This window comes from Methylophaga sp. (genome assembly GCF_030651745.1).
This window is the reverse complement of sequence record NZ_JAUSCC010000134.1, coordinates 1-1,916: the sequence shown is the minus strand read 5'-3', so window position 1 is coordinate 1,916 and position 1,916 is coordinate 1. Positions and strand designations below refer to the sequence as shown.

The window sequence follows — 1,916 nt, the reverse complement described above, 5'->3', positions numbered from 1 at the left end:
GATTGGTTTAATGAAACGCGAATCGGGGTGGCGTTAGTTGCTTGTGAATTCATAGTCATATACTCGTTTAATTACAGGATGCATTGAGCATTAATCGGACGCACTGCGATAACGTTCGCGTAAGCGGTTACGGATACTGATAGCGGTTAAATTCAACACAACAATCAGCATAACCAGTATCAATGCTGTGGCATAAACCAACGGACGTGCTGCCTCGACGTTAGGACTTTGGAAACCAACATCATATATATGGAAGCCCAAGTGCATAATTTTGCGTTCTAAATGGATGAACGGGAAAGTCGCATCAACCGGCAATGTCGGAGCCAGTTTCACTACACCCACCAGCATTAGTGGTGCAACCTCACCAGCGGCTCGGGCAATCGCCAGAATCAAACCGGTCATCATTGCCGGTGTGGCTAATGGCACAATAACTTTCCACAAGGTTTCCGCTTTGGTGGCACCTAACGCCAAACTACCCTGACGAATGGTTGATGGAATCCGTGCCAGACCTTCTTCGGTCGACACGATAACAATCGGCAGTGTTAATAATGCCAGCGTTAATGAAGCCCAGAATAAACCCGGCGTACCAAACGTCGGTGTGGGCAGCGCCGCTTCATAGAACAGCCTGTCAAGATTGCCGCCTAAAAAGTAAACGAAGAAACCCAAACCAAATACACCATAAACAATTGATGGCACACCGGCGAGGTTATAAACCGAAATGCGGATAATGCGTGTCATCAAACCTTGTTTGGCATATTCACGCAGATAAATGGCCGCCAGAATACCGAACGGTGTCACCATAATTGACATGACAAATACCATGGTGACCGTACCGAAGATAGCCGGGAAAATACCGCCTTCAGTGTTGGCCTCACGTGGTTGCTCTGATAAGAACTCCCAAAGGCGTTCGACATACTGGCCCATTTTGGTTGGCACAGACATGGTGTTTGGCGCGGTTACCCTAACAATATCTGCCAGAGAAATCGCAACTTCCTTGTTGTCACTCATGCGCATTTGCAAAGTGTCACGCTTGGTACTCTGATAAAGCACATCCAGATCTTTACGTAATACCTGATAGTCGATTTCTAACTGAGCACGCGCTTCGGCAACACGGGCTTCTTCTGCTGCACGCACATCAGCTGATGGATTGCGCAGTTCCAGACGACGCAAATCTAGTCGCAGCTCATTTAATCTCGTGCTGATCCTGCCGATTTCGCCTTTTTCAATTCTCTGAATATCGCGATGCAATTTCAGACTGCGATCTACTGATTCTTGAATCATTGGCCAGAAATTAGCATCTGCGGCTGTGGCAATCACTTCACCTTCACGTTGCAATGCTAAAGGATAGCCATAAAAGTTACCCCACTCGCGACGCTCAACCACATACGCCGTATCCGGGTAACGGAAATCTTCCATACCCAGTTCAAGGTACCAGACGAAGTCACGGCCAGTCTGGTCACGGTTACCTTGTTTAATCAGATAACGCGTCACCAGCTCGATATCATCTGGTACATAATTGCCGGCATCTCTGGCAACTGCTGAAGGAATCGTTTGTGAACGTACGACTTCACCCAATACCACTGTTTGTTTACCGGTATGGTCGTTAATTTCAATTTCAGCGACATCAGCAGGCCAGAAATGTCCAAAGCCACGTACCGCAATCAGACCTATCAAGCCGACCACCATAATCATACAGATGGCCACTGCACCGCCATTCAGCCAAATCCACGGCGCACCACTTTTAAACCATGTTTTCATTTTTGATCCTTAAATGCCAATTACAGGTTGCTGTAGCGGGCACGCAGCCGCTGACGAATAATTTCGGCGAAGGTGTTGACGATAAATGTCAGAGCCAACAACACAAGAGCCGCTAAGAACAGGATTCGGAAATGTGACGAACCGACTGCCGTTTCAGG

At 47.7% G+C, this 1,916-nt stretch carries 1 protein-coding gene; it reads right to left on the bottom strand.

The annotated features are described in order from the left end of the window. Positions 1 to 90 precede the first annotated feature (90 nt). Complete coding sequence (gene pstA, locus Q7V21_RS15385; RefSeq protein ID WP_304918123.1) at positions 91 to 1,758, bottom strand: phosphate ABC transporter permease PstA; 1,668 nt, start codon at positions 1,756 to 1,758, stop codon at positions 91 to 93. Positions 1,759 to 1,916 lie beyond the last annotated feature (158 nt).